The organism is Mesorhizobium cantuariense (genome assembly GCF_042647205.1).
Taxonomy (GTDB): Bacteria; Pseudomonadota; Alphaproteobacteria; order Rhizobiales; family Rhizobiaceae; genus Mesorhizobium; species Mesorhizobium cantuariense.
This window is the reverse complement of sequence record NZ_JBHRVD010000001.1, coordinates 3,551,556-3,571,147: the sequence shown is the minus strand read 5'-3', so window position 1 is coordinate 3,571,147 and position 19,592 is coordinate 3,551,556. Positions and strand designations below refer to the sequence as shown.

The 19,592-nt window shown below is 63.5% G+C and carries 16 protein-coding genes and 1 riboswitch; of the genes, 11 read left to right on the top strand and 5 right to left on the bottom strand.

The window, feature by feature from the left end:
• The first annotated feature begins 49 nt into the window (after positions 1 to 49).
• The gene (locus ACFOJ9_RS17195; RefSeq protein ID WP_378980131.1) at positions 50 to 388 is read left to right on the top strand and encodes a nucleotidyltransferase family protein; all 339 of its coding nucleotides are present in this window, start codon (positions 50 to 52) and stop codon (positions 386 to 388) included.
• Positions 389 to 405: 17 nt separating this feature from the next.
• Here ACFOJ9_RS17195 and ACFOJ9_RS17190 read toward each other — a convergent pair whose 3' ends face one another.
• Positions 406 to 2,472: an FUSC family protein gene (locus ACFOJ9_RS17190; protein ID WP_378980129.1), complete on the bottom strand. Its 2,067-nt coding sequence runs from the start codon at positions 2,470 to 2,472 to the stop codon at positions 406 to 408.
• A 42-nt stretch (positions 2,473 to 2,514) separates the two neighbouring features.
• Positions 2,515 to 4,569: a DNA topoisomerase IV subunit B gene (parE, locus tag ACFOJ9_RS17185; protein WP_378980127.1), complete on the bottom strand. Its 2,055-nt coding sequence runs from the start codon at positions 4,567 to 4,569 to the stop codon at positions 2,515 to 2,517.
• A 238-nt stretch (positions 4,570 to 4,807) separates the two neighbouring features.
• On the opposite strand from parE, the gene cpaB reads away from it, so the two are divergent.
• From cpaB to ACFOJ9_RS17135, 10 genes are all read left to right on the top strand, one after another.
• Positions 4,808 to 5,734 carry a Flp pilus assembly protein CpaB gene (gene cpaB, locus ACFOJ9_RS17180; RefSeq protein ID WP_378980125.1) on the top strand — a complete coding sequence of 309 codons (927 nt, stop codon included), beginning with the start codon at positions 4,808 to 4,810 and terminating at the stop codon, positions 5,732 to 5,734.
• Positions 5,735 to 5,793: 59 nt separating this feature from the next.
• The gene (locus ACFOJ9_RS17175) at positions 5,794 to 7,212 is read left to right on the top strand and encodes a type II and III secretion system protein family protein (RefSeq protein ID WP_378987824.1); all 1,419 of its coding nucleotides are present in this window, start codon (positions 5,794 to 5,796) and stop codon (positions 7,210 to 7,212) included.
• A gap of 4 nt (positions 7,213 to 7,216) precedes the next feature.
• Positions 7,217 to 7,486 (top strand): hypothetical protein, encoded by a 270-nt coding sequence (locus ACFOJ9_RS17170; protein WP_378980123.1) that lies wholly within the window; start codon positions 7,217 to 7,219, stop codon positions 7,484 to 7,486.
• A 61-nt stretch (positions 7,487 to 7,547) separates the two neighbouring features.
• A complete protein-coding gene (locus ACFOJ9_RS17165; RefSeq protein ID WP_378980121.1) occupies positions 7,548 to 8,762 on the top strand; it encodes an AAA family ATPase in 1,215 nt (404 codons plus the stop codon).
• Positions 8,759 to 10,180 (top strand): CpaF family protein, encoded by a 1,422-nt coding sequence (locus tag ACFOJ9_RS17160; protein ID WP_378980119.1) that lies wholly within the window; start codon positions 8,759 to 8,761, stop codon positions 10,178 to 10,180. The genes ACFOJ9_RS17165 and ACFOJ9_RS17160 overlap by 4 nt, the downstream gene beginning before the upstream one ends.
• A 4-nt stretch (positions 10,181 to 10,184) precedes the next feature.
• The gene (locus ACFOJ9_RS17155; RefSeq protein WP_378980118.1) at positions 10,185 to 11,150 is read left to right on the top strand and encodes a type II secretion system F family protein; all 966 of its coding nucleotides are present in this window, start codon (positions 10,185 to 10,187) and stop codon (positions 11,148 to 11,150) included.
• Between the two features lies 1 nt (position 11,151).
• A complete protein-coding gene (locus tag ACFOJ9_RS17150; protein WP_378980116.1) occupies positions 11,152 to 12,117 on the top strand; it encodes a type II secretion system F family protein in 966 nt (321 codons plus the stop codon).
• An 88-nt stretch (positions 12,118 to 12,205) separates the two neighbouring features.
• Positions 12,206 to 13,033: a PA3715 family protein gene (locus tag ACFOJ9_RS17145; RefSeq protein WP_378980114.1), complete on the top strand. Its 828-nt coding sequence runs from the start codon at positions 12,206 to 12,208 to the stop codon at positions 13,031 to 13,033.
• Between the two features lie 174 nt (positions 13,034 to 13,207).
• Entirely contained in the window at positions 13,208 to 13,678 is a 471-nt protein-coding gene (locus ACFOJ9_RS17140) for a hypothetical protein (RefSeq protein ID WP_378980112.1), read from the top strand.
• Positions 13,679 to 13,837: 159 nt separating this feature from the next.
• Positions 13,838 to 15,013, top strand: a complete 1,176-nt coding sequence (locus tag ACFOJ9_RS17135) for a GGDEF domain-containing protein (RefSeq protein ID WP_378980110.1) — start codon at positions 13,838 to 13,840, stop codon at positions 15,011 to 15,013.
• On the opposite strand, the gene gcvP is transcribed toward ACFOJ9_RS17135, so the two are convergent.
• Genes gcvP through gcvT form a run of 3 tightly spaced genes read right to left on the bottom strand, consistent with a single transcriptional unit; the run spans position 15,014 to position 19,317 of the window.
• Positions 15,014 to 17,824 (bottom strand): aminomethyl-transferring glycine dehydrogenase, encoded by a 2,811-nt coding sequence (gene gcvP / locus ACFOJ9_RS17130; protein ID WP_378980108.1) that lies wholly within the window; start codon positions 17,822 to 17,824, stop codon positions 15,014 to 15,016. It abuts the gene before it with no gap.
• An 18-nt stretch (positions 17,825 to 17,842) separates the two neighbouring features.
• Positions 17,843 to 18,211, bottom strand: a complete 369-nt coding sequence (gene gcvH, locus ACFOJ9_RS17125) for a glycine cleavage system protein GcvH (protein WP_378980107.1) — start codon at positions 18,209 to 18,211, stop codon at positions 17,843 to 17,845.
• A 5-nt stretch (positions 18,212 to 18,216) separates the two neighbouring features.
• On the bottom strand, positions 18,217 to 19,317 hold the full coding sequence (gcvT, locus tag ACFOJ9_RS17120; RefSeq protein ID WP_378980105.1) for a glycine cleavage system aminomethyltransferase GcvT: 1,101 nt from the start codon (positions 19,315 to 19,317) through the stop codon (positions 18,217 to 18,219).
• A 149-nt stretch (positions 19,318 to 19,466) separates the two neighbouring features.
• Positions 19,467 to 19,553, bottom strand: a riboswitch (glycine riboswitch).
• Between the last annotated feature and the right edge of the window lie 39 nt (positions 19,554 to 19,592).

Below are 19,592 nucleotides of genomic sequence, written 5' to 3'. Positions count from 1 at the left end.
GCGCCGGGCGATAGCCTAGCTTATACTATCAGTTGGTATAGTGTTGGGTATGCGCCATCGTGCCTCAAAACGCCTGAAGTGCCCGACCGAAATCAAGCCGTTGATCGATGAGATCAAGGTTCGCATGAATCCCGATTCTATATGGCTATTCGGCAGCCGGGCGCGGGGCGACAATCGACCTGACAGTGACTGGGATATTCTCGTTGCCTTGGCTGACGACGCTAAACCGGAACTGCTCGACCCGCTCGTTGGCTGGATGATTCAGAACGAGGTCGGAATTCCCGCTACAATTCTCTCCACCACATCGAGCGAATTGGCTGCAAGCTGGGATTCGCGAAATACGATCGCGTATGACGTTGCCCGCGACGGGCGCAGGCTGGATGTGTGACCATCACACCAGCGTGACTAAACCCGATCCCTCGCGAAGAAATCCGGAAAATCCTCCATCGCGGCGGCGATGATGCGCAGCGATGCCGCGATCTGCAGCATCTCGCCAGTGCCGTTTCGTTGGGCGATCCTCGCCACATATTGGCGGGCGACGGCGACGGTCGAGGTCTGCGGATCGCCGGGGGCGCGGAAGAGCAGTTCGCGCGCCAACCCTCTTAGGAAGTTGGTAATCGAAAGCGCGGTTTCGGATGGGATGGCATGGCCCTGGCTTGCGTCGCGCAGTCGCAGGATCTCCAGGCCGACCGTGACGGCGGCGACGCCGCCGCCCAGAACCGCATCGCCCTTCCTGCCGGCGTTCTGCACCAGCGGCATCAGCTGGTTGATGCGGTCATAGGCGAGGCTCTCGAAGGCCGAACGTCTCGGCACGCGCTCATGCAGGCAAAGCCGCGCCAGATCCTCGCGCATGGCGCGCACGATGCGGTTGGCCGCGAGCCATGGATCGGCCGGGAGCACGACGATGAAGACACCGATCGCCAGCAGTATGCCGACCAGGATCGACGCCGAACCGGCGAAGAAGGGCCCGGGATCGTAGGTCATTGCCTGATGCGGATTGAGGAAGGCGAGGAAATTGATGGCGAAGGCCGTGGCCACGCCGACATAGCGTGGATTGGCCATGGCCAGCGCCGTCGGCACCAGGATGGGCACGACAAACAGCATGAACCAGCCGAAGCCGGGCAAAGCGGGCAGCGCGATCTGGCCGACAAGAAAGGCAAAGGGCAAAGCGAGCAGCGTTCCCTTGAAGAAGCCCCAGGCCACCTGTACGGGGTCGGGGCGAGCGGCAAACAGGCTCGATACGACGGCAACGAGAATGACCGTGCCGGCCGCTTCCGACCATTTCGTCGTCAGCCAGAAGGCCGCGACAAGCAGCGTGGCAAGGGCAGCGCGCACGGCGTTGCGCGACGCGCCGCCATAATCGCGATGCACCACCAGCGCGGGTTGCCTGCTGCCGCGAACCGGGCGCGTGGCAGGCGCGCGCAAGGCGTCGAGGCCGCGCAGCACCTGCTTGAGCGCCTCGGCGAAATCGGCGGCAATGGTAAGGCGGGTGATGGTGCCGACCCTGTCGTCGCCCTGGTCGGTCGAGGCATCGGGCATTTGCCGGGCGTTTCCGGCAATCGCATCGAGCCGAGCCACCCACAGCGCCGTATCGTCCAGCGCGCCGGGCTTCGTCGCCAACTCACTGACCAGCGATTGTAATTCCGAGCGCACCGGAATGAGCGCCGCATTGTTCGGGGCGGCGTGCGAATGCAGCGCGCGTGCCGCCGACAGCGCCGAGAGAAGCTGTCCGATGGTGCGCCGGATCGGATGGGCGCGCGGCGCGAAGCTTGGCGCCTCGAGCCTGGCATAGGCGCGCATCTCGCCAAGCTTCTGGGTGTCGGCGACCAGCTTACGGTGTAGGCCCGACAGCATTGCCGGATCGCCGCCTGAGAACGCACCGCCCGCGTATGTCGCCAGATCGAGGATGCAGCGTTTCAACCGCGAGATGATGGCGTCGCTGGCCAGTTTCGGCAGGATCAGCCGGCTGGTCAGGCCGGCGCAGACGATGCCGAGCACGATCTCGGCACAGCGTGCGACCGCGAGGTCGACGACGAGGTGCGGCTGTCCGAAGGCGGGCAGGCCGATGATCATCGCGGTGTAGCCGGCAAGGGCAGCACCATAGGCTTCGGGATTGCGCAGCAGCGACGAGACGAAGGTGCAGATGCCGATCCAGACCGCAAGCACCGTCACCAGCGCCCAGGGGCCGGTGCCGAAAACGGTGGTGATGCCGATCGCAGCGACGCCGCCGACCAGCGTGCCGAGCAGCCGGTAGAAGCCCTTCGCCAGCACCATGCCAGCAACCGGCTGGGCGACGATGAACACCGTCATCATGGCCCATTGCGGGTGGTCGAGCTTCAGCGCATAGGCGGCCAGCAGCGCGATCAGGCCGGCCGAAACGGTGCGCAGCGCGAAAATCCAGTCCGAACGCGTCGGTTGCGTCAACTCGGCCAGACTGGTTTCGAAATGGGCTTTCAGCCGCGTCGAGATCACATGCTGCTCCGTATCAGAAGCGCAAGCTAAACCGGCTGGCGCTTAGATATCCAGCACTTCCGTCTCGGCGAACTCGGCGCGTTCCTGGATGAAGCGGAAGCGGGCCTCCGGCTTGGTGCCCATCAACGCCTCGACGGCGTCCTTGGTCGCGGCCTCGGCGTCGATCACGTCGATCCTGAGCAGCGTGCGCTTCCTCGGATCCATGGTGGTTTCCTTGAGCTGGGCGGCCATCATCTCGCCCAGACCCTTGAAGCGGCCAAGCTCGACCTTGCCGCGCCCGGTAAATTCGGTGCGCATAAGCTCGTCCTTGTGCGCGTCATCCCGGGCATAGGCGACCTTGCCGCCTTGCCTGATCGAGTAAAGCGGCGGCACCGCCAGATAGAGGTGGCCACCACGCACCAGTGCCGGCATCTCCTGGTAGAAGAAGGTGATCAGCAGCGAGGCAATGTGGGCGCCGTCGACGTCGGCGTCGGTCATGATGATGACGCGGTCGTAGCGCAAATCCTCGTCGCGGTATTTCGATCGCGTGCCGCAGCCGAGCGCCTGAATCAGGTCCGAGATCTGCTGGTTGCCGGCAAGTTTGTCGTTGCCGGCGCTGGCGACGTTGAGGATTTTTCCGCGCAGCGGCAGGACGGCCTGGCTGGCGCGATCGCGCGCCTGCTTGGCCGATCCGCCGGCCGAGTCACCTTCGACGATGAACAGTTCGGCGCCGGCCGCGGCATTCTGCGTGCAGTCGGCGAGCTTGCCTGGCAGCCGCAATTTGCGCACCGCGCTCTTGCGCGACACTTCCTTTTCCTGGCGCCGGCGCACCCGCTCGTCGGCGCGCGCGATCACCCATTCGAGAAGCTTCGACGCTTCCTGCGGATTGTCGGCCAGCCAATGGTCGAACGGGTCGCGGATCGCGGTCTCGACGATGCGGATCGCCTCGATCGTCGCCAGCCTGTCCTTGGTCTGGCCGACGAATTCCGGCTCGCGGATGAACACCGACAGCATGCCCGCCGCCGAGATCATGACGTCTTCCGAGGTGACGATCGAGGCGCGCTTGTTGCCGACGAGATCGGCATAGGCGCGCAAGCCCCGCGTCAGCACATTGCGGAAGCCGGCCTCGTGGGTGCCGCCTTCGCCGGTCGGGATGGTGTTGCAGTAGGAATTGATGAAGCCGTCGCCGCCGAACCAGGTCACCGCCCATTCGAGCGAGCCATGGCCGCCTTGTTTCTCGCTCTTGCCGGCGAAGATTTCGCGCGTCACCTGGAAGTCGTCGCCGAGCGATGCCTTGAGATAGTCCTTCAGGCCGCCGGGAAAATGGAATTCCGCCTTGGCCGGCGTCTGATCCTTTTCCTTGATCAGGGACGGATCGCAGGTCCAGCGGATCTCGACGCCGCCGAACAGATAGGCTTTCGAGCGCGTCATGCGGTAGAGCCGCGCCGGTTCGAACGCCGCGCCCTTGCCGAAAATCTGCTCGTCGGGGTGGAATCGGATTTTTGTTCCGCGCCGGTTGTGGACCTCGCCCAACTGCTCCAGACCGGTCACGGGAACGCCGCGCGAAAAGCGCTGGCGATAGAGCTGGCGGCCACGCGCGACCTCGACCTCGAGATGGTCCGACAGCGCGTTGACCACGGACACACCGACGCCATGCAGGCCGCCTGATGTCTCATAGACCTTGGAGTCGAACTTGCCGCCCGAATGCAGCGTCGTCATGATCACTTCGAGCGCCGGCTTCTTGAACTTCGGATGCGGGTCGACGGGAATGCCGCGGCCATTGTCGGTGACGGCGAGATAGCCGTCGGCCGAGAGTTCGACATCGATGAAGGTCGCATGGCCGGCAACCGCTTCGTCCATCGAATTGTCGATGACCTCGGCGAACAGATGGTGCATCGCCTTGTCGTCGGTGCCGCCGATATACATGCCTGGCCGGCGGCGCACCGGCTCCAGCCCTTCCAGCACCTCGATGTCGGCGGCGCTGTAGCCCTCGCTGCCATCCTTGGTCGCGGCAGGACGCTTGGTGGCTTGCACCAGCGGATCCGCCGGGCGCGCGGGTGTGCGAACCGGCTGTGGCTGCTTGTCCATATTGCCGAAGAGATCGTTGTTGTCGTCCATGCCTGCCATAGGGTCCGGTGCTGCGAATCACCTCGCGATACTGCCACGCTTTTCAGCGCCAAGCGACCGAGGTTCCTGTTCCGTTCGGGGATCTGGTCCCTCTTAACCCAAAACCATTCGATAACCAAGCCGGTGGAAATAGATCTAATACCACCGCGCAAAATTCCTGAATCTTTAACAATGCCGCCTAGGGTTAAGCCCAACAAAACAAGAAACTGCGGGCATCAGGGGTTTCGGCGTGAGGGGCAAGGCCATATCGATGATCGGCATCGCCGCCGTTTTCGGGGCGATCTCGATCTTTGCCGCGGATTTCTGGGTCAAAAGCCAGGCCAAGGCCGATTCCGAAGAGAAGACGTCGTCGATCCCGGCACCTGTTGTGCCGAAGGTCGAGTTCAAGACCATCGTGGTGGCGAATGCCCCATTGCGCTACGGCATGGAGCTCGACCGCGCGCAACTCAGCGAAATCCCGTGGTCGCAAGAGTCCGTGCCGCAGGGCGCCTTCACCACCATCAATGCCTTGCTCGCCGACGGCACTCGCGTGGTGCTGTCGCCGATCGAGGTCAACGAACCGGTGCTGCTGACCAAGCTGTCCGGACCAAATGGCCGCGCGACGCTTTCCAACATGATGACGCCGGGAATGCGGGCGGTGACCATCCGCACCGACGAGATAGCCGGTGTCGGCGGCTTCGTGACGCCGGGTGATCGCGTCGATGTCGTGCTGACGCGCGATGCCGGCGAGATTCAGGAAGTGGCCAAGAACGCGCAAGGCGCTGCCGGTTCGACGATCACCTCCGAGATCGTCGTTGACGATGCCAAGGTGCTGAGCGTCGGGCAGGGCGCCGACGAGCGCCAGACGACGCCGCAGATTGCCAATTCCGTGACCATCGAGGTGACGACCGACGGCGCGCAGAAAGTGGCGCTTGCCCGGACCGTCGGCACCTTGTCGCTGTCGCTTCGGTCCTCCAGCGAAGGCGGCGACGGCAAGAACGGCGTCACCACCATCTCTTCCTTCGGCGGATCGGTCGCCTCGAATGTGCAGGGCGCTGCCGGCTCGTTGTTCGATGCCGTGGCGAAAGAGCCTGAGAAACCGAAGTTCAAGACGGTCATCGTGACGCGCGGCACAAAGGCCGAGGAATACCAGGTTCCTTCGCGGGACCAGAAATAGAAGCCAGTGGGGACTGGGTGAGGGACGGGACAATGTTCGGGCTGATCACATATCGGGTCATGGGACGGTTGCGCGTTTTGCGCACTGTGGCTGTCGCGGCTTCGCTGGCTGCTGCCGCGATGCTGGCCTTCGGCACCTCGGCGAGGGCCGACAACGAGATCGTCTATGTGTCGTCGACCAAGAATGCGTCGATCAAGGTTGCCAAGGGCAAGCCGAAGACGATCATGACCAGTGCCGCCTTCTACCAGATCGTCATCGGCGACCCGGAGATCGCCAACGTCAATCCGCTGACCGATAAATCCTTCTATGTGCTCGGCAACAATCTCGGCACCACCGGTATTGCGCTGTTCGATGAGAAGAAGCAGCTCGTCGGCACCGTCGACATCGAGGTGACGCTCGACACCGACCAGTTGGCCAGCACCATTCGCGCCAGCGTGCCGGATGCCAGGATCAAGGTCGGCTCGGCCAATGGCCGCGTCGTGCTGTCGGGCGAGGCGGATGACGCCGTCGCCGCCGAAAAGGCAAACAAGATCGCGACACGCTTTTCCGGCAATGAGGAAGTGATCAACTCGGTCAACATTTCGTCGTCGCAGCAGGTCCAGCTCAATGTCCGCTTCGTCGAGATCAACCGCCAGGCAGGCCAGGATCTAGGCGCCAAATACAGCGCCAATTTCGCCTACGGCCTTGGTGGCCGCGACGTCTCGATCGATCCCGGTACTGTGCCGGCGGCCGGCACCGGTGAGATCATCGGCCGGCTTCTGTCGAACGGCGTGTCGATCGATATCGCCATCAAGGCGCTGGAGGAACGGGGTCTCGCCCGGCGGTTGGCCGAGCCGAACCTGATCGCCCGGTCCGGCCAGACGGCGAGCTTCCTCGCCGGTGGCGAATTCCCGATCCCGGTCTCGGAAGAGAACGGCAAGATCTCGGTCAGCTACAAGAAATACGGCGTCAGCCTGGATTTCACGCCGACCGTTCTGAAGGACGGGCTGGTCAGCCTGGACATCGCGCCGGAAGTCTCCTCGATCGACGCCTCGGCCTCCTACAACATCGGCAGCATCTCAGTGCCCGGTTTCATCGTGCGCCGCGCCAAGACGTCGGTCGACCTGAAGAACGGCCAGAGCTTCATGATCGCCGGTTTGCTGCAGTCGCAAAACGACATCACCACATCGCGCATTCCCGGCCTCGGCAAGATGCCGGTGCTTGGGGCGCTGTTCTCCTCGAAATCCTATCAGCGGCGCGAGACCGATCTGGTCATCATCGTCACGCCCTATCTGGTCAAGCCGGTCGATCCGTCGAAGAAGCTCGTCGAGCCGACCGATGGCACGCAGGCGGCCAGCAACGTCGACTATTTCCTCAACAACACCGACGAAGTGAAGGCGTCCGACGCCAACCGCGCGCTGGCAATGACGGCCGGCAACGTCGCGCAGCCGGCCGCCGTCACCACGGTCGGGCATTTCCTCGACCTGCCGAAGGACTGAAGCCATGCGTCTGGTCTTGAGATCGAGCATCGCCCTGCTGGTTGCCGGCTTCGCCGCCGGCTGCACCAGCGACGACTATGTGCGCACCGAGGGGCTGACGACCGGCGCCGGCGAGGCGCAGGCCGCCAACACTGTCATGCAGATGGTCGATCCCTGGAAATACGGGGTCCAGAACACCAGGCTTCTGGTGCCCGCCCAGCGAGGCAGCGCGGCGGCTGTCACACCCGACCAGGCGGCCGATGCGAAGGCGTCGCAGTCCAGCACGACTAACTGATCCAACGGGCAACTGATTCAACGGGCAACTGGTCCAACGGGCGACCTGACAGGCTGACAGAATGGCAAACGGCATCAAGACCAGGAAGATCCTGCTCGTATCGACCGACAGGACCTTTGGGCAGGATACGCGGACCGCATTCGCGGCCTCCGAGATCATCCAGCTCTCGACGGTGGAGAAGAATGTCACCGAGCTGCGCAGCGAGATCCAGGAAGCCGAGTTCGGCGCGATCATCGTCGACATGGATGCGGCAAGGCTGGAGGAGGTCGAGTCGCTGCAGCGCATCATGCGCCGGCTTGAGGACAAGGTGCCGGTTGTCGTCGTCACGCAGGAATTCAACGCGGCCGCGGTGCGCATTCTCGTGCAGCTCAAGGTCGCGGATTTCCTGGTCAAGCCGATCACCACCGCCGATCTGGTACGCTCCGTTGTGCGGGCGCTGCAGGGACCCGGGCGCGAGGAAAACACCGAGTCGCAGATCTACACCTTCATGCCGGCCGCGGGCGGTGTCGGCACCACGACGCTGGCGCTGCAGACCGCCTTCCAGCTGCATCACTCGGTAACGCGCGGCGCCTCGACCTGCGTGGTCGACCTTAATTTCCAGCAAGGTGCCTGTGCCGAATATCTCGACCTCGAACCGCGTTTCGACATCACCGAGATCGAGAACCAGCCCGAACGCCTCGACCGGCAACTGCTCGATGTGATGCTGTCCAAGCACGCCAGCGGGCTCTGTGTGCTGGCGGCGCCGACGCATCCCTCGGAAATGCGCTCGTTCAAGACCGATGTCGTGGTGCGCATGCTGGACCTCGTTTCGGCCTATTTCGACAATGTCGTCATCGACATGCCGCGCACCTGGTTTCCATGGACGGAGACGGTGCTGCTCGGTTCCAACAAGCTCTACATCGTCGCGGAAATGACGGTGCCGTGCCTGCGCCATACGCAGCGGCTGATCCAGGCGGTCTACGAGACCGCCGGCAAGGAAGTGAAGCCGAACGTCATCGTCAACCGTTTCGAACAGAAGATGTTCGACAACGGCATCAAGCAGGCCGACGTCCAGGAAATCCTCGGCGAGCATTTCGTCGGCGGTATCGCCAACAACTACCGGCTGGTGCGCGAGGCGGTCGATCGCGGCGTGCCGTTGCACGAGATCGATCCGAACGCCAATGTCATCAACGATCTGAAGAAGATCATCCTGCCGGAGGAAGCAGTCCCAACCCGGGCGAAATCACGCTCGCTGTTTGGCATGGGCCGTGAATTGCTGAAGAGGAAGGCCGGATGACCAGCCGCTTTTCCACCCTGCAGAACCGCGATGCGCGTCCGCAGCGCGCTGCCGAGCCAATGCCGGTCGCGCATCATGCCGTCGTCATTCCGACGAACCGAAAGGCTTTGCCGGCAAAGCCGGAAGCAGCACCGGCAAAGAATGCCAACAAGGTGCTTGATGCGCGCGTGCGTATCCACCGGCTGCTGCTCGAGGAGATCAATCTCGTAGCGCTGGAGCGTTTGCCCAAGGACGAGATGCGCCGGCAAGTGCATGATTTCGTGTCGGAAAAGACCAAGCAGGAGCGAATGGCGATCAACACCGTCGAGCTCGACGCGCTGGTCGACGACATCGTCGACGAGATGGTCGGCCTCGGTCCGCTCGAGCCGCTGCTCAAGGACCCCGACATCAACGACATCCTGATCAACGGCCACCTGAACTGCTTTGTCGAAAAGAAGGGCAAGTTGCAGCCGGTCCATATTCCGTTCAAGGACGAGGCGCATCTCTTGCGCATCGTCAACAAGATCGTTGCCGCGGTCGGCCGCCGCGTCGACGAATCGCAGCCGATGGTCGATGCACGCATGCTGGACGGCTCGCGTTTCAACGCGGCCATCCGCCCGGTTGCGGTTGACGGACCGCTGGTGTCGATCCGCAAGTTCTCCAAGAACAAGCTCGGCCTGCACAAACTGGTCGAATTCGGCGCCATCACCCAGAACATGGCCGAAGTGCTGGCGGCGGCCGTGCATGCCCGCAAGACGACGATCATTTCGGGCGGCACCGGCACCGGCAAGACGACCATGCTCAACGCGCTGTCGGCCTTCATTCCGGAAGATGAGCGGCTGATCACCATCGAGGACGCGGCCGAGCTCCAGCTGCAGCAGCCACATGTCGCGCGCATGGAGACGCGCCCCGCCAACATCGAAGGTCATGGCGAGCTGAAGCAGCGCGACCTGGTCAAGAATGCGCTGCGCATGCGCCCCGACCGCGTCATCCTCGGCGAGTGCCGCGGCGAGGAAGCCTTCGACATGCTGCAGGCGATGAACACCGGCCATGAAGGGTCGATGGCGACCATCCATGCCAACACCCCGCGCGACGCGATTTCACGCCTTGAGCAGATGCTTGGCATGACCGGCATGCCGATGACGGTGCAGTCGATCCGCAGCCAGATCGCCAGCGCGCTCGACCTGATCGTCCAGCTGACGCGCCTATCCGACGGCAAGCGCAAGGTGACCAGTGTCGCCGAGGTGACCGGCATGGAAGGCGATGTCATCCAGATGCAGGAAATTTTCCGCTTCGTGCGCACCGGCATGGAGGCCGACGGCAAGATTCTCGGCCACTACGAGGCGACGGGCATCCGGCCGCGCTTCCTCGAGGATCTGCGCGCCATGGGCATCGAGTTCCCCGGGCGATATTTCGAACCCGGCCGGCCACAGGAGTAGCCAGGTGTTCGACGGGCTCAGCGCGATCTATGTCGTCTATGCCGCGGCTGCACTAACCGGCATCCTGATCGCCGAGGCCTGCTACCTGCTTTATGCCGGCCGCAGCGACAAACGCACCGCCATCAACCGGCGCATGAAACTGCAGGAAAGCAAGATCAGCCAAGAGCAGGTGCTTGTCCAACTGCGCAAGGAACGCGGCCTCGATGCAGGCACGCCGCTGTTTTCGCTGGATCGGTTCCGCGCTTTGCGAACCCAGTCGGGTATGATCATGCCGCTGTCGAAATTCCTGATGATCACCTGCGGCGTGGCGATGGCCATGGCCTTGGTCGCCATCTGGTACGGCTTGCCGCCGCTGATGGGCCTTGTCCTGTTTGTGGTGCTTGTTCCGGTGTTGCCGGTGATGACGTTGCGCTTCAAACGCAAGCGCAGGGTGAAGCGGTTCGGCATGCAATTGCCGGAAGCACTGGAACTGATCACGCGCGGCCTGAAGGCCGGCCATCCGGTGCCGGTGGCGATCGCCATGGTGGCGCGAGAGATGCCCGACCCGATCGGCACCGAGTTCGGCGTCATCGCCGACGAAGTGACCTACGGCTCCGATCTGGTTTCGGCGTTGAACTCGCTGTTCGACCGGGTCGGCCAGGAGGATCTGCCGCTGTTCGTCACTGCCGTCTCGATCCAGACCAGTTCAGGCGGCAATCTGCGCGAAATCCTTGATGGCCTGGCGACGACGATCCGCGAGCGCGGCAAGTTGCGCCGCAAGGTGCGCGCCATTTCGACCGAAGGCCGCCTGTCGGCCTATATCCTGACGGCGATACCGGCACTGCTGTTTGCCGCCATCATGGCGCTGATGCCGGCCTTCTACCGAGATGTCTGGGGTGAGCCGAAGACCTGGTACCTGATTGGCGGCTCTATCACCTGGCTGATGCTGGGCAATCTGGTGATGTTCAAGATGTCGAATTTCAAGTTCTGACATGCAAAGCTTCATAGAATTCCTCGCCTCGCTTGCGCCGACCTCGTTGATGCCGGTGGCCATCCTGCTGCTGGCCGCGGGTGCTGCCGCTGTTGCATGGCCGATGATGGCGGCTAAGGGCGATCGCAACGAGGTCAAGCGCCGGCTCAGGGTCGACAACGGTCCCGTGGCTGCGAAACCAGAGCCGGTGCAGAAGAAGAATACCGGTGTCGTGCGCGAGAAGGCGGTGAAGCGGGCGCAGGAATTCTACGCCAAGAGCGATCCGGAAAATGTCGCCCGGCTGCGCATGAAGCTCATCCAGGCGGGATATATGGAGCCGCGTGCTGTCGGCATGTTCTTCCTGATCCGGTTCATCGCGATGATCGGCACGGCAATCGGTGTTTTTGTGGTCAACCGGTGGATGGCCAGCCCCGACGCGACGATGGCCAGCCGCTGGACATTCGTCATCCTGTCAGGAGCGGCCGGCTATTTCCTGCCCGGCCTGGTGCTGAGCCAGAAAGTGCGGGAACACAGGCGTGAGTATCGCAACGGCTTTCCCGATTTCATGGACCTGATGATCGTCTGCTCGGATGCCGGCATGAGCATGGAGGCTGGCATCGAGCGCGTCTCGAAGGAGCTCGCCAAGACATATCCCGCGCTCAGCCAGAACCTGCGGCTGGTGTCGTTGGAGCTGAGGGCCGGGCGCAGCCTTGACGATGCGCTGAAGGCGCTCGCCGACCGCCTCACCCTGGACGAGGTGCGTTCTTTCGCCACGCTGCTGCAACAGTCCAAGGAACTCGGCACCAGCCTGTCGGGTGCGCTACGCGTCTTTTCCGACGACATGCGCCACAAGCGCATGTCGCTGGCCGAGGAAAAGGCGCACGCCCTGCCGGCCAAGATGTCGGTGCCGGTGGTGGTGTGCATCCTGCCGGTGGTGCTGATGATTGCCGCCATTCCAGTCATCGTCAAAATGACGGGCGCACACTAGACGCACCCGACGGGAATCAATCCAAGCGGGGGGCTGACAACCCATATTCTGCCCGAGATTCTGCCGTGCAACGTGAGAAGCCATGCGAATGCTGTTGCGAACCCTTTTCCTTGGCCTGGCCGCCGCCTGCCTGTCGCCCGCCTGCGCCGCCGCCGGCGATTGCGGCGATGCTGCTGCCTTGGTGCAGCAGGCCTATCCCAAGGCCCGCAAGAGCGCCGACGGCGCCTCGTTCACGCTTGAACCCCATATCAGTATCGCCCTGACGGTCCCGCGGGGCGATACGCCGTTTGGCCTGGTCTGCAAGATATGGCCCGCCCATGACGATCTGCTGTTGGTCGCAGTGCCGCTGACCGACAGCGCCCAATCCAGCGACGACGGGCATGTCGGCGATATCGAGCTTCTGGTCGTCGACAGGAACAGCCTGCAGGTGCGCCAGCGCTTGCTCCAGCCAGGGCTGATCACCGATGACGCCATAGCCATCCGCAAGATCGAACTCGATACCGGCCGCTATAGGCTGGCGCCCGACGTCACCGCCTTCGGCCTGCTCATCGAAATCGCAAACCATTCGCAGGCCAACCCCTTCAGCGAAACCGACCTGCGGCTCTATGCCCTCGCCGGCGATGCCCTGCGCCTGGTGCTCGACGGCCTCGTCGTGGCCGGCAATGGCGGCGAAGGCGATGCCAATTGCGCAGGATCCTTTCATTCGAGCCAGGTCAGCCTGGCAATGGGCTCGGTGAGCCATCACGGCTATCACGACATCGCCGCGGTCGAGCGGACGGAAACCGATAACCCGTCTCCCGACAAGGATGGCGAGTGCCAGTCCCATCCCGGCAAGCCGGTGAAGCGGAGCTACCGGCTGCGCTACGATGGAAGCCGCTATCCGGTTCCTGCGGCACTCAAAGTCATGGGGCCGTGAAAGGCCGCTCGCGTCCTCGCCGCAGGGAATAAGTCTTCGTCTTGTGGCTGGTGGTTAATGGCTGGTGTGCCCGAAACCAAATTTTAGCGGCATTTCGGCACCGAAGTTTAATCGTCGCTGATGTAATGTGTTTCCTGAAGAACGACCCGGCAAATCGGGCGATGGGGCAGGGGCATGCGTCACAGTAACTTCCCGGCAATGGCCGCGATGGCGGCCGTCTTGATGATGTCTGGCTGTACGACGAGCGGCGTCGACACCACCAAGACCACCGCCATCCAACCGGCGGCAAAGGACACCGAAACCTCCGATCTGGCGCAAGGCAAGGCGCAGTTTCGCGATGCCAATTACGGCCTCGCCGAAAAGCACTTCCGCAAGGCCGTCGAGTTGAAGGCCGACAATGCCGAGGCCTGGATGGGACTTGCCGCTTCCTATGATGAACTCGGTCGTTTCGACTTCGCCGACCGTGCCTACAGCCAGCTTTTGAAAGTCGCCGGCCGCAAGCCGCAGATCGTCAACAACATGGGCTATTCGCAACTGCTGCGCGGCAATCGCAAGAAGGCCAAGGCGCTGCTGCTCGAAGCGAAGGCAGGCATGGCCGATCCCACCGTCGTCAACGCCAACCTCGCTCTCTTGAACAAGGGTTGATCTCGTATTCAAGGGTCCGGTTTCGGAACACGTGGCATCGACGCTTTGTAAACCCTATCCGCAGGTTGGTCGAAAGATCGGCTGAAAACCCGTATCTGAGGGCTGCCGCTGACCTAGAATGCAGCGCAACCGCCGACGCTCAAGAGGCCCTTGCCCGATATGCTGGACTTCAGTTCGCTCCTGCTCGCAGCCGCGCTGTCGGGCATCTGCCTCAGCGTCACCATGTTTGCGATCTGGTTCACCGCGCCCAAGGCAGGCTTCGTCCTGACGGTGGCGTGCGGCATTCTGGTGCTCGTCGCGCATGTGATCCTGTTCTGGCAATACACCAAGGATCCCGATCCACTGCTTTGCCAGATCGTGCTCGCACTGCTCAGCCTGGGGTTTCTGATCCTCTGCGTGTCGGCCATGCAATATCTGGGCGTGTCCGGCTACAGACGTGCCGTTGCACCGGCGCTTGCCGCCATGGCTATCTGTGCCGCCGTGACCTTCCTGGGCCTTGATGGCGTCGGCTTTGTCGTCACCTACACCACGGTGACGGCGCTGCTGTCGGCGATCGGCGCCATGTTCTGGATCAACGGCAGCCACGATCGCCGCATCCTGCTGGTGGTTTCGTTTCTGAGTGGCACCTGCGCGGTGTCGTTTGCGCTTTGCGGCGTGGTTTTGCTGACCAAGGGGCAATGGGCCCTTGGGGCCGCGCCCGACAATTGGGCCGAACGATTGAACTCCGTCGTGGCGGTGGCCTGCATGACCGGGCTCGGCGCATTGACGCTCTCCCTTCACCATCTGCAGGCGCAGATCGAGCTGAAGGCCGAGACCATGACCGATCCGCTGACGGGGCTGATGAACCGTAGGGCGCTGACGTCGCTCTACGGCGAGCGGAGTTTCGGTCCGTTCATGTCCGTCGTCATGTTCGACCTCGACCACTTCAAGCGGACGAACGATGTCTACGGCCATCCGGTCGGGGATCAGGTCCTGTGCCGCTTCGCCGCGGTGATCAAGAAATATGCCAGGACCGGTGTCGACGCCTTTCGCCTGGGTGGCGAGGAATTCGCCGTCGTCATGTCGCGAATGACGGAAGAGAAGGCCCATGATCTCGCCAGCAAGATCGGCGTTGCCTTCGGCACCGAGATCGTCGCCACCCAACTCGGTAAGTTGCGCAGCACGGTCAGCGGCGGCATCGGCTTTGGCGAGGCAAGCGGCCGCACTCTCGATGACGTGCTTGCCGGGGCCGACGCGGCGCTCTACGCCGCCAAGCGCGCCGGTCGAAATTGCGTCATCGGCCGGACGGCACCAGGCAAGGCCGAACCGGTGAAGCCGGCCTTGCGCTCCGCTTAATTATTCCGCCGCGCCCAGATAGTCCGACAGGGGCGGGCACGAGCAGACCAGGTTGCGGTCACCGGCGACATTGTCGATGCGTGACACAGGTGGCCAGTACTTGGCTGCCGTGTCGGCATCGCCGGCGGGATAGGCCGCCTCCAGGCGCGAGTAGGGATGGGTCCACTGACCGGCCAGCACCTCGGCGGCGGTGTGCGGCGCGTTGACCAGCGGATTGTCGGCCAAAGGCCATTCGCCCTTGGCGACTTTCGCTGCCTCGCCTGATATGGCGATCATAGCCTCGCAGAAGCGGTCGAGTTCCCGCTTGGGCTCGGATTCGGTCGGCTCCACCATCAGCGTGCCGGCGACCGGGAAGGACATGGTCGGCGCGTGGAAGCCGTAGTCGATCAGGCGCTTGGCGACGTCGTCGACGCTGATGCCGGCGCTCTCCTTCAGCACGCGGGTATCGAGAATGCATTCATGCGCGATGCGATCGTGCCTACCCTTGTAGAGAAGTGGGAAGTGCGGCGCGAGCCGTGTCGCCACGTAGTTGGCCGAGATGATGGCGGTCTCCGTCGCCTGCTTCAGGCCAGAAGCGCCCATCATGCGGATATACATCCAGGTGATCGGCAGGATCGAGGCGCTGCCGAACGGTGCGGCCGACACGGCGTGCGCAGAACCCTCGGTGACATGTCCCGGCAGATAGGGCTCCAGATGCGCCTTGACGCCGATCGGGCCGATGCCCGGGCCACCGCCGCCATGAGGGATGCAGAAAGTCTTGTGCAGGTTCATATGACAGACGTCGGCGCCGATATCGGCGGGCCGCGCCAAGGCGACCAGGGCGTTGAGGTTGGCGCCATCGAAATAGACCTGGCCGCCATGCTCGTGAATGAGGGCGCATAGGTGGCGGGCGCCTTCTTCGTAGACGCCGTGTGTCGAGGGGTAGGTGAACATCAGCGCCGCGAGATCCTTAGAATGCTCGTTGGCCTTGGCTCTCATGTCGTCCATGTCGATGTTGCCGTCTTCGGTGCAGCGCACAACGACAACGCTCATGCCGGCCATCGCCGCACTTGCCGGATTGGTGCCATGCGCGGAGGAGGGGATCAGGCAGACGGTGCGATGGCCTTCGCCGCGCGAACGGTGATAGGCGCGAATGGCGAGCAGGCCGGCATATTCGCCCTGGCTGCCGGCATTGGGCTGCAGGCTGACCGCGTCGAAGCCGGTGATCTCCGACAGCCACCCCTCCAGTTCGCCGACCATGGCACGATAGCCGGCCGAATGGCTGGCTGGCGCGAAGGGATGCAAATTGGCGATTTCAGGCCAGCTCACCGGCATCATTTCGGCCGCCGCGTTGAGCTTCATGGTGCAGGATCCGAGCGGGATCATGGTGCGGTCGAGAGCCAGGTCCTTGTCGGCCAGCCGGCGCAGCAAGCGCATCATATCGGTTTCCGACTTGTTCTCGTGGAAGACCGGCTGGGTGAGAAACTCCTTGCCGCGCGGCTTGCCGGGCGCCGTGCTATCGGCCGACGGAGCGGCCTTGGCGCCGAACAGGGCCGCGATCGCATCGAGATCGGCATCGGTCGAGGTCTCGTCGAAGCTGATGCCGACATGGTCGGCATCGATGACGCGCAAAAGCCGGCCGGTCTTTTCTGCCGCGGCGGCAATCTGCGCCGCCTTGCCCTTGGCCTCCACCGTCACAGTGTCGAAACGGCTGGCGCCCATCGCCGACACGCCTGCCGCCTCGAGGCCGCTTGCCAGACGGTTGGCCAGCGCGTGGATGCGCCCGGCGATCGCCTGCAGTCCGGCGGGGCCGTGCCAGATGGCATAGGCGGTCGCCATGTTGGCGAGCAGTGCCTGTGCGGTGCAGATGTTGGAGGTCGCCTTGTCGCGGCGGATATGCTGCTCGCGTGTCTGCAAGGCAAGCCGGTAGCCGGGCCGGCCCTTGCTGTCGGTGGATTGGCCGACCAGGCGGCCGGGCATCAGCCGCGTCAGTCTGTCGGAGACAGCGCAATAGGCCGCGTGCGGGCCGCCAAAGCCCATCGGCACGCCAAAGCGCTGCATCGGACCGACAGCGATATCGGCGCCAAGTTTGGCCGGCGCGTCGGTCAGCGTCAGGCCAAGCGGATCGGCGATGAAGACGACGATGGCGCCGGTCGCACGTGCCTTGTCGATCGCCGCCTTGTGGTTGCCATAGACGCCAAACGTATCCGGCCAGGAGACGAGCAGGGCGGCGGTGTTGTCGTCGATCGTCTCGCCGTCGATCTCGATGCCGAGCGGCTCGGCGCGGGTGCGCACGACGTCGAGCGTCTGCGGGTGCGGCGTGCCAGCGAGCGCCACCTTGGTCCGCTTGTCGCGGTGGTGGCGCAGCGCAATGCCAACGGCTTCGGCGACCGCGGTCGCTTCATCGAGCAAGGAGGCCGATGCCACCGGCAGGCCGGTCAGTTCCGTGACCAGCGTCTGGAAGTTGAACAGCATTTCGAGCCGGCCCTGGCTGATCTCGGCCTGATAAGGCGTGTAGGCCGTGTACCAGGCCGGGTTCTCGAACAGGTTGCGCTGGATGACCGGCGGCACCTGGACGCCATGATAGCCGGCGCCGATGAAGCTCTTCAGCACCGTATTCTTGGCCATGGTCGCCGACAATTCGGCCAGCGCTTCCGCTTCGCTGGCCGGTGCGGGCAGGGTCAGCGGCAAGTCGAGGCGGATCGACTGCGGCACGGCCTGGCTGATCAGCGTCTCGACGGACGGAACGCCGATCACGGCAAGCATGGCTCTGACATCGTTGACGCTCGGGCCGATATGGCGGGCCGAGAAAGGAGTGAGTGCTGCGGTCATGTCTTTCGGATCCTGATATCAGCCGATATGGGCTTTGTAGGCGGCCTCATCCATGAGGCCGGCGAGCTGGCTTTCGTCGGCGAGCTTCATCTTCCACAGCCAGCCGGCACCTGTAGCCGCCGAATTGACCAGTGACGGATCCGACGACAGCGTACCGTTGGCGTCGGTGATCTCGCCATCGACCGGCGCGTAGACATCGGAAGCCGCCTTGACGGATTCGACCACGACGGCGGTATCGCCCTTGGTCAATTTCTTTCCGGTCTCCGGCAGTTCGACGAAGACGAGATCGCCGAGCTGCTCCTGCGCGTAGTCGGTGATGCCGACTGTGGCGATGCCACCCTCGACGCGGAGCCATTCGTGATCTGATGTGAAATAGATCGTTGCCATTGAAATCATCCTTTGCGGTAGCGATGCGGTGTGAAGGGCAGGGAGCTGATGTCGACTGGGATTTTCGTGCCGCGAACATCGGCGAAAACCCGTGTTCCGGGTTTTGCCAGCGCTGCCGCGACATAGCCCATGGCGACCGGATGGCCGGCCGAGGGGCCGAAGCCGCCTGACGTGACGTGGCCGGCCGGATTGCCGTCGGCGTCAAAAAGCGCGGCACCGCCACGCACCGGCTGGCGGCCTTCCGGCTTCAGGCCGACGCGCTTTTGCGCGGGTCCCCGTTCCACGGCGGCGCGGAGCGCATCGGCGCCGATGAAAGCGCCGGAAGCGCGGATATCCTTGGGGATCGCCCACATCAAGGCGGCGCTGGCCGGGTCGGTCTCCGGCGTGATGTCCTGACCATGCAGGCAGAGCCCTGCCTCCAGCCGCAGGCTGTCGCGGGCGGCCAGCCCGATCCACAGCACGCGTTCATCGCCGAGCAATTTTCCAACAAGATCGCGCGCATCGGCCTCCGGCAGCCCGATCTCGAAACCGTCCTCGCCGGTATAGCCGGAGCGGCTCATGAACCAGTTCTTCCGCGGTTCGACACCATGCATGAACAGCAGCGAGCCGGTCTCGATGCCGGCACGGGAAAGAGCCGCCCAGGCTTCAGGACCCTGTATGGCGAGGAAGACGCGGTCGAGCGGTTCGACCCTGGCGTCGAAATCCGCGGCAAGCGCGCGCAAATGCTTTTCGTCGGCCACGGCGTTGCCTGCATTGGCGACCACCATGAACCTGATGTCGCCAAGCCTGGTGACGATCAGATCGTCCAATATCCCGCCTGCCTCATTGAGGAAGAAGGACAGTTTGGACTGCGAGATTTCAAGTGCGCCTGCATCCAAGGGGCAAGCACGGTTGAGCAGCGCAACCGCATCCGGCCCGCTGACCTCGAACAGCTTCATATGCGAGATGTCGAACAGGCCGGCCTGTTCGCGGGTGTGAAGGTGCTCCTTCATGACGCCGGCCGGATAGGTCAGCGGCATCGACCAACCGGCAAAGGCGCCAAAGCGCGCACCAGCTGCCAAATGGATGTCTTCGAGGGGAAGGTGTTTGGTGTCGTCGCCCGTCATGTCATCTCCAGAGTCGCACGCAATCGGTCGCGAATGGCGACCAGTCCGTGCCCCTCTGTCTGAAGCCTGAGAGACTCGCGCAGCCGGAACCCTGTCAGCGGCGCTTACACCTTCGGCGCGGGGGCAAGCCCCGACTTTCCAGAGTGTCTTTCCCGTCTACGGTTCTTTTGCCTGAGAGATTTCGGGCGATTTCCCCTTCGGCGGCAGCTCTCGCTGCTCTCTCCCGCAAACAGGTAGGACTCAGACCCTGAGTCCTCGACGCGCCATCCATAGCC